Source organism: Spirillospora sp. NPDC049652 (assembly GCF_040675125.1).
Lineage (GTDB): Bacteria > Actinomycetota > Actinomycetes > Streptosporangiales > Streptosporangiaceae > Spirillospora.
Genome location: NZ_JBFAOF010000292.1, coordinates 1 through 7,685, shown reverse-complemented (window position 1 = coordinate 7,685; position 7,685 = coordinate 1). Strand labels below are relative to the sequence as shown.

At 73.9% G+C, this 7,685-nt stretch carries 7 protein-coding genes and 1 pseudogene; 2 read left to right on the top strand and 6 right to left on the bottom strand.

Features of this window, described 5'->3' with window-relative positions:
* Window positions 1-275: 275 nt before the first annotated feature.
* From ygfZ to AB0J52_RS19650, 3 genes are all read right to left on the bottom strand, one after another.
* On the bottom strand, window positions 276-1,265 hold the full coding sequence (gene ygfZ, locus AB0J52_RS19660) for a CAF17-like 4Fe-4S cluster assembly/insertion protein YgfZ (RefSeq protein ID WP_500183034.1): 990 nt from the start codon (window positions 1,263-1,265) through the stop codon (window positions 276-278).
* Between the two features lie 91 nt (window positions 1,266-1,356).
* A complete protein-coding gene (locus AB0J52_RS19655; protein ID WP_500183033.1) occupies window positions 1,357-1,773 on the bottom strand; it encodes a Fur family transcriptional regulator in 417 nt (138 codons plus the stop codon).
* 407 nt (window positions 1,774-2,180) lie between these two features.
* Complete coding sequence (locus AB0J52_RS19650) at window positions 2,181-2,681, bottom strand: heme-binding beta-barrel domain-containing protein (protein ID WP_500183032.1); 501 nt, start codon at window positions 2,679-2,681, stop codon at window positions 2,181-2,183.
* Between the two features lie 226 nt (window positions 2,682-2,907).
* Between AB0J52_RS19650 and AB0J52_RS19645 the strand changes: the two genes are divergently transcribed.
* Window positions 2,908-3,270 carry a DsrE family protein gene (locus AB0J52_RS19645; RefSeq protein ID WP_500183031.1) on the top strand — a complete coding sequence of 121 codons (363 nt, stop codon included), beginning with the start codon at window positions 2,908-2,910 and terminating at the stop codon, window positions 3,268-3,270.
* A 59-nt stretch (window positions 3,271-3,329) separates the two neighbouring features.
* Here the strand turns inward: AB0J52_RS19645 and AB0J52_RS19640 are convergent, their stop codons facing one another.
* From AB0J52_RS19640 to AB0J52_RS19630, 3 genes are all read right to left on the bottom strand, one after another.
* A complete protein-coding gene (locus tag AB0J52_RS19640; RefSeq protein ID WP_500183030.1) occupies window positions 3,330-4,763 on the bottom strand; it encodes a purple acid phosphatase family protein in 1,434 nt (477 codons plus the stop codon).
* A 109-nt stretch (window positions 4,764-4,872) separates the two neighbouring features.
* A complete protein-coding gene (locus AB0J52_RS19635) occupies window positions 4,873-5,604 on the bottom strand; it encodes a type 1 glutamine amidotransferase (protein WP_500183029.1) in 732 nt (243 codons plus the stop codon).
* On the bottom strand, window positions 5,594-6,844 hold the full coding sequence (locus AB0J52_RS19630; RefSeq protein WP_500183028.1) for a MurT ligase domain-containing protein: 1,251 nt from the start codon (window positions 6,842-6,844) through the stop codon (window positions 5,594-5,596). The genes AB0J52_RS19635 and AB0J52_RS19630 overlap by 11 nt, the downstream gene beginning before the upstream one ends.
* A gap of 402 nt (window positions 6,845-7,246) precedes the next feature.
* Here AB0J52_RS19630 and AB0J52_RS19625 point away from each other — a divergent pair.
* Window positions 7,247-7,685: pseudogene (locus tag AB0J52_RS19625) on the top strand (hypothetical protein); the annotation flags it as partial.

The window sequence follows — 7,685 nt, the reverse complement described above, 5'->3', positions numbered from 1 at the left end:
GCTGGTCGTCCTGGTGGTCCGCCGGGCGGCGCGGCGGCGGGGCGCCGGGGCCGGCGACCCGGCGGTCACCTTGCTCGGGTGAAGCGTGCTCGGGTGATCCGTGCTCGGGTGATCCGTGCTCGGGTGATCCGTGCTCGGGTGAGAGGCGTGGCGGGTCCTCGTGAGCGGTCACGGGCCCCACCTCCTCCGGGGCGGTGGCCTCTCGGACGGCCCCCCCTCCCGCGAGAACGATTCTGCCCCTATGGCCCGTGTTCTACGCGCTTTTCGGGGTTTCGCTACGGACGGTCGGCGGCCGTGCGACGCAGTTCGATCTTGGCGTTCGCGCCGGTGTCCGGCGGCACGACCACTTCCTGGGACGCGGCGACGCCTCCGGCCAGCAGCTCGATGTCCACCGGGGTGTTCCGCTTGACCAGCGCGAGGCCGATCGGCCCGAGCTCGTGGTGGCGGGCCGCCGTGCCGACGAAGCCGATCTGGCGGCCGCCGGGGATCTCCACCGGGTCGCCGGGCGCGGGCAGGCGGTCGACGCTGCCGTCCAGGTGCAGGAAGACCAGGCGGCGCGGCGGGCGGCCGAGGTTCTCCACCCGCGCGACCGTCTCCTGCCCCCGGTAGCAGCCCTTGTTCAGGTGGACGGCCGTCCCGATCAGGCCGACCTCGTGCGGGATCGTCCGGTGGTCGGTGTCGAGGCCGAACCGGGGCGCGTGGGCGGCGATGCGCAGCGCCTCGTAGGCCCACAGGCCCGCCGGGGGAAGGTCGCCCGCGCCCAGCTCGGCACGGGGGATGATCCGGGTGGTCAGGCCCGAGACGTCCGGGAAGGACGGGCCGTCACCGGCGGGGCCGGACGGGCCGGTCACGACGGCGTAGCGGTCGGAGACGTCCTCGACCTCGACGCGCAGGAAGAACCGCATGCGGTCGAGGAAGTCGGCGAGCGCGGGCGCGGTCCCGGGCTCGACGTGGATCCAGACGGTCTCGCCGTCGTCCACCAGGTGCAGGTGGTGCTCGATGTGGCCGTTGATCGTCAGCAGCAGCGCCTGCGTGGCCGCGCCGGGCTCCAGCGCCTCCAGGTGCTGGCTGAGCAGGCTGTGCAGCCAGGACAGCCGGTCCGGGCCGGAGACCCGCAGGACACCGCGGTTGCTCCGGTCGACGAACGCTCCGCCCGCCTCCAGCAGCCGTTGTTCGCGCACCGGGTCCCCGTAGTGCGCGGCGATCTCCTGGTCGGGGGCGTCGGCGGCGACGGCCCCGTGCACCTTCAGCAGCGGGCTCTCCATGCCGCCCAGACTATGCGCCGCGGCGCTGATCCGACCCTCCGGAGCCCTCGTCCGGCGGCGTGGGCCCCGCGGCCCATGACCCCTGGCATGGTCAGGCGGCGCGGCAGTCCTTGCAGCGGCCGTAGACGGTGAGGTGCTGGACGTCGGTCTCGAAGCCGTGGTCGCGGTCGAGGCCCGCCGCGAGCCCGGCCGCCGCGTCCAGGGGGACGTCGTTCACCCGGCCGCAGTCGCGGCAGACCAGGTGGATGTGCTCGGCCTCGGCGGCGAGGTGGTAGTTCGGGGGGCCGTGGCCGAGGTGGGCGTGCTTGACGAGGCCGAGCTCCTCCAGGAGCTCCAGCGTGCGGTAGACCGTGGAGATGTTGACGCCCCCGGCGGTGCGCTGCACCTCGGTGCAGATCTCCTCGGGCGTGCCGTGCTCCAGCTTGGTGACGGCCTCCAGCACGAGCTGCCGCTGCGGAGTCACCCGGTAGCCCTTCGCCCGCAGCTCCTCCTGCCACGTCTCGGCCATGCCCGCATCCTATGTCCCGCGGGGCCCGAACCGCCGCAGGAAGCCGGTCCGAAAATGCGTTTGCCTCCCGGCCGGGGCGTCGCATAACTTGGCGGCACGCGCGAAAGGAGGTGGTCCAAGAACATGGTGAATTCTGGGACTCGCGAGGTGACTGTCCGCTAGTCGCCGTCCTGCCGCGGCACCGCCGTCATCGCACGGCGGTAGCCGGTCACCGGACGGTGATCGGCGAATACCAGGCAGTTGCCCGGCCCCCGGACCGACGTATCAGTCCTGTACGTCTTCCGCCATCCCGGCGGAGAAGGTCCGGGGGTCGTTCATTTCTCCGGGACGGCCCGCGCGGGCCGTCCCTTCCGCATATTCGGGCCCCGGCCAGACCAGCCCTGCCCGTGACCGTTCCGGTGTCAGCCTCAGTCGGCCTTCTTGAGCTGCGCCGACAGGTGCGCCTGCAACGGCTGCCCCATCGCGGCCATCTCGTAGACCCAGCCGAGGTCGCGGACGCCGTTCTTCTCCGGCATCAGGCCGTACAGCCGCTTGCCCGCCTTGACCTCCTTGGCGCTGTCGGTGCGGGCGATCACGTCGGTGGCCAGGTCGATCTGGTGGAAGGCGATGGTGCCGAGGTAGATCTCGATGATCCCGGTCGGGTGCGCGAGCGTCACCTCGACGCGGTTGCCCGGCTGCGGCCGCCAGTAGCCCGTCTCGGTCGCCAGCGGGCGGCCGACCGTGCCGTCCGGCTCGATCAGCCAGCTGCGGCTGGAGTAGATCAGGAACGGCTTGCCGTTGTGGCTGAACGAGATCTCCTGGCCGAAGTTGAACGCCTCGATCGTCGGATAGTCGCCGACTCCGGCGCCCTTCCAGGTGCCCAGGAGGAATTCCAGCGGTTTGAGGTCGTCGTGCAGCTCTGGCTCCATGCCCGGAAGGCTACCGGCTGCAGGCCGCCCGCTCGTCTCGACGCGGCACGCCGGCCGGGGGCTCAGCGCAGCCGGAACAGCCGGACCACCAGCAGCAGCGCGGCGACCGCCAGCCCGGCGCACGCCAGTACCAGCACGCCCGCGTTCACCAGTCCGCCCATGGCGCCCCACCCTAACCGCGGGGAGGGCGCGGGGCGGGACGCCGCGCCCGGCTACAGTGCCCGGTATGGCGCGTTCTTTGGTGATCAAGGCGACGGCGGGCGCGGACGGCCCGGAGCGGGTGAACCAGGCGTTCACGGTCGCGGCGGCGGCGGTCGCCAGCGGCCTGCCGGTCTCGCTGTGGCTGACCGGCGAGTCCGCCTGGTACGCGCTGCCCGGCCGGGCCGCCGAACTGGACCTGCCGCTCGCCACCCCGCTGGACGAGCTGCTCCAGGTCGTCCTGGCGGGCGGTCAGGTGACGCTCTGCACGCAGTGCGCCGGACGCCGCGACATCGGACCGGACGACGTGATCCCCGGCATCCGCATCGCGGGCGCGCCGACCTTCGTCGAGGAGATCACCGCGGACGGCGTCCAGGCCCTGGTCTACTGACCCCTGGTCTACTGACCCCTGGTCTACTGCCTACTGGCCGCTGATCCCGTCCGGGCCGGTCAGGAGCCGAGGCCGGACAGGTCGCGGTGGACGACGCTGTTGCGGTCGGCGACCCGGTCGCCGAACGACAGCCGCGGCCACATCCCGGACAGCTCCTGCCTGCTGCGCTCGCTCCACTCCCGGGCGAGCGGTGCGCGCGTCTTGTAGAAGTTCAGCGCGTACCCGCCGGAATGGACGCGCAGCAGCGTGAACCCGCCCGGGTACTCCTTCGCCGCCGCCACCTCCTGCTGGACGACCCGGGGCGCGAGCGGGAACACCGACCGCCGGTTCCGGTGCGTGTGGCCCGCGTGGTGCAGCAGGACGCCGGGCGTCCGGGCGTAGGCGGCGAGGATCCGCAGCGACTGGCCCGCGTCGAGCGAGTGCGCCCCGGTGACGGCGAGCGGGTCGTTCTCGGTGAACAGCGGATGGTGGCCGAACACCAGCGTCGGGCGGTCGGGGTCGCGGCGCAGCTCGTCCTGGAACCACGCGAGCTGGTCGCGGCCGAGGCCGCCCGCGTCGCCGCCGTCCCCGGGCTTGTCGTAGGTGTCGAGGCCGATGATCCGCAGGCCGTGCAGCTCGTGCGTGAAGTACGTCGGACGGCCCTGGAAGAACGCGTCGCCGAAGCAGTCGTTCCCCTGCCAGCGGCCGGGCGAGCAGGACGGGCGGCCGTCGTGGGCCCGGTCGTGGTTCCCGCGGGTCACCAGGTAGTCGGCGCCGTGGCGGCCGAACCGGTCGAGCAGGCCCTTGGCGCGGGCGAGGTCGCCGGGGGCGGCCTCGGCGCTGACGTCCCCGGCGGCGAGCAGGTGCGTGGCGCCGCGCGCCCTCGCGTCGTCCACCAGCGCCTCCGCCATGATCTCCGGGTACGGCGGGTGGCCGGGGACCTGCGAGATCCCCTTGATCCACGGCAGCGCGCCGACCAGTCCCGCGACGGTCTCGCCGAGGTGCAGGTCGTTGCAGAGGGCGACGGCGAACAGGAACCGGCCGGGCGGGGGCTGCGGCGTGGTGAACGCGAAGATCCCGCCGCCGCGCGGCGTCCCGGCGGCGCGTCCGCCGGTCAGCGGCGTCGCGGACGCGGCCCGCCCGCGCGACAGCGCCCGGTAGTAATACGTGCGGCCGGGTTCGAGTCCGTGCAGCTCGACGTGGTGGTACGGCGTCCCGGACGGCCCGTGCGCGACCTTGTCCAGCCGCGCCGGATGCGTCCCGTAGCGGACCTCGGCGTCGGCCGCGGCGGGCCGCATCCGGCCGAGGCCGTCGTCGGTCCCGGGGACGCCGGTGTACCAGGTCAGGACGGCCCCGGTCTCGGTGAGCGTGACCAGCTCCAGGTTCACCGGCGCGACGGCGGCGGACGCGCGCGCCCCCGCCGTGGCCGCCTCGGCCGCCGGGACGAGCGTGAAGCCGGCCGCGACCGCGCTCAGCCGGAGGACGTCGCGGCGGTTCACCACGCAGCAGATCATGGACGCACTGTCGCAGCGGCCCGCGAACCCCACCAGACCCAAACAGAACCGGCCGCCCCCGGGAAGGGGGCGGCCGGTGAAGACCCGCCGCGCGGGCGCGCGGGTGCGACTACGCGGACGCCGCCGAGCCGAGCACGGCCGCGAGGCGCTCCTCGCGGAGGCGTCCGGCCCAGGAGTCGTCGATCGGCTGGAGCTGCTCGCCGACGGCCCAGGTCAGCAGCAGGTCGGCGAGCGCCGGGTTGCGGACGAGCGCCGGGCCGTGCATGTAGGTGCCGAGGACGTGGCCCTGGTAGGCGCCCTCGAAGCCCTGCCCGTCGCCGTTGCCGATGCCCGACACGACCTTGGCGAACGGCCGCGCGCCCGGGCCGATGCTGGTCGCGCCCTGGTGGTTCTCGAAGCCGGTGACGCGCGGGACGCGCAGCTCGGACGCCACGTCCGAGACGACCTCCCCGACCGCGCGCTGCTGCCCGCGGAAGGAGCGGATGTCGAGGATGCCGAGGCCGGGCAGCGGCTGCCCCTCGTCCCCGCCGAACTCGTGCCCGATGATCTGGAACCCGGCGCAGACCGCGAACACGACCGCGCCGTTGTCCACGGCGCGCTGCAGCCCGCCGTCGGCGCGCAACCGCTGCGCGGCGAGGATCTGCGGCCGGTCCTCGCCGCCGCCGAGCAGGTAGATGTGCCCGTCGGCGGGGACCGGCTCGTCCGAGCGCAGGCTGACGGTCACGGTCGGGATGCCGCGCAGCGCGGCCCGCCGCTCCAGGACTAGCGTGTTGCCCTGGTCGCCGTAGGTGGACAGCAGGTCCGGATAGATCCAGACGATCTTCAAGCGGTCAGACGACACGGCCGTACCTCGTTCGGATGTTCTGGAAGGCGGTGTAGTTGGCGATCACGTCGAGGTGTCCCGGCTGGACGGCGAGGATGGCCTGCTCCACGTCGTCCACCAGGGTGAACGGGACCTCGGCGGCCTCCAGCCGGGCGGCCAGGTCGATCCGGCGCTCGCCGCCGACCCAGACCGGGCGGCCGCGCAGCAGGCGGAAGTCCACGTCCCACAGCCAGGAGGTGTCGCGGCCGTCCGGGCCCTGCGCGTTGATCGACAGCACCAGCGGGGACGGCGCGGGCTTCAGCACGTCGAACGCCTCCAGCCAGCCCGCCGGGTTCTTGGCGAGCAGCAGCCGCAGCGTCCGGCCCTGCGCCTCCACCGAGGTGTACCGGCCGGCGACCGACTTCACCGTCGCCAGCAGCGGCAGCGCCTGCTCCGGCGGGACGCCGAACTGGGCGACGACGGCGAGCGCGACCACCGCGTTCGACCGGTTCGCGCGGCCGGGGAGCTGGATGGCGTCCAGCGGGAACGCGCGGCCGTGCGGGTCGTAGACCGCGCCGTTGTGCAGCACCCAGTCCGGGCGGGGCCGCCGGAAGTGGCACTGGCGGCAGGCCCAGTCGGAGTTCTCCTCGCCCTCCTGGCGGTCGAGGGGTCCGCCGCACTCGGGGCAGCACCAGGAGTCCTCGCGCCAGTGCTGGCCGGCCGCGACCCAGGTCACCGACTTGGCGGTGGTCGCCCCCCAGGTGACCAGGGGGTCGTCGCAGTTGGCCACGACGTGGGTGTTCGGCGCCTCGGCGAGGGCCTTGCGCCACTTGCCGGCCAGCAGCCAGATCTCCGCCGCGCGGTCCATCTGGTCGCGGGACAGGTTCATCAGCGCGACCACGTTGGCGCCGGTCTCCCGGAGCACCATCGGGACGTACTTCTCGTCGCACTCCAGCACGCCGTACCTGGCGGCCGGTGCGGACGCGAGCGCCGACACGTGCCCGGTGGGCATGTTCGCGCCGAACGCGTTGGTGGCGACCTCCCCGAGCGGCGTCATCGCCGAGGTGATCAGCCGGGTCGTCGTCGTCTTGCCGTTGGTGGCCGAGACGAGGACGAGCTTGCGGTCCCGGGACAGCCGGGTGAGCAGCTCAGGGTCGAGCTTGAGACCGACCTTGCCGCCGATCACCGACCCGTCCCCCTTGCCGGCAATCCGGGACATCTTCGCGGCCGTACGACCGAGCGCGACGGCCAGCTGCGAACGCAGCGGAAGATCGCTCATGGACTCCGTCTTCTCTGTTCCGTGTCTCTGGGGCGCCTCAGCGACCTTCCCGAGGGTAGTCGGTACCGGGCGGCGCTCGGGGTGGCCGTGATCACGCGTCCGTCCCGGCCGGGGAACCGGGCGGGACGGACGGGGCGCAAAGTGCGACGAGCATCACACGGGGTTCCGGTAAACCTCGGCGGCCGACCTTGACCGTGGACGACATGTCGTGATTCGGTGCCAGCCCCGGTGACGTTGCGGCGGCGGCCGAAGGAGGGCGCTCGCGGATCCCCGTCACCGCGTACGCGACCAACGGTACGCAGTACCTTTTGTCGAATACCCCGCGGCCGGAGTGGGGAGGTCCGCCCCCTGGAGGGCGTGGGCCGCGAGGCGTGCGAAGCGGCGACAAGCGAGGTCTGAGCGATGCAGTGTCCGACGTGCGGGTCCACCACGGCCGGGACGCTCGACAGGTGCGCGAACTGCGGGACGCCGACCGGTGCGGCGGCCGCGCCCGGCCCCGGCGGGACGCCCGGGAACGCGGACCCCGGATTCGGCGACCGGACGGTCGTCGTCCCCGGCCCCCTCGTCCCGGGGCCCGGCGGGCAGCCGTCCGGCGGTCCGGGCGGGCCGCCCGCGGGTTTCGGCGGCGGGCAGCCGCCGATGCCGCTGTCCGCGCCGCCCGCCATGGCGCCCGCGCCGTCCGACGGCCTCGCGGGCGGGGGTGACGTGCCCCCGCCGCCGGCCCCGGCGTGGGCCGCGTCCGAGCCGGCCGGAGGCCCGGCGGCGGGCGACCCCGAGTCCACCGCGGCGTGGGTGTTCGACCCGGCCGAGTCGGGGGAGCACCAGTCGGCGCCGGCCGACC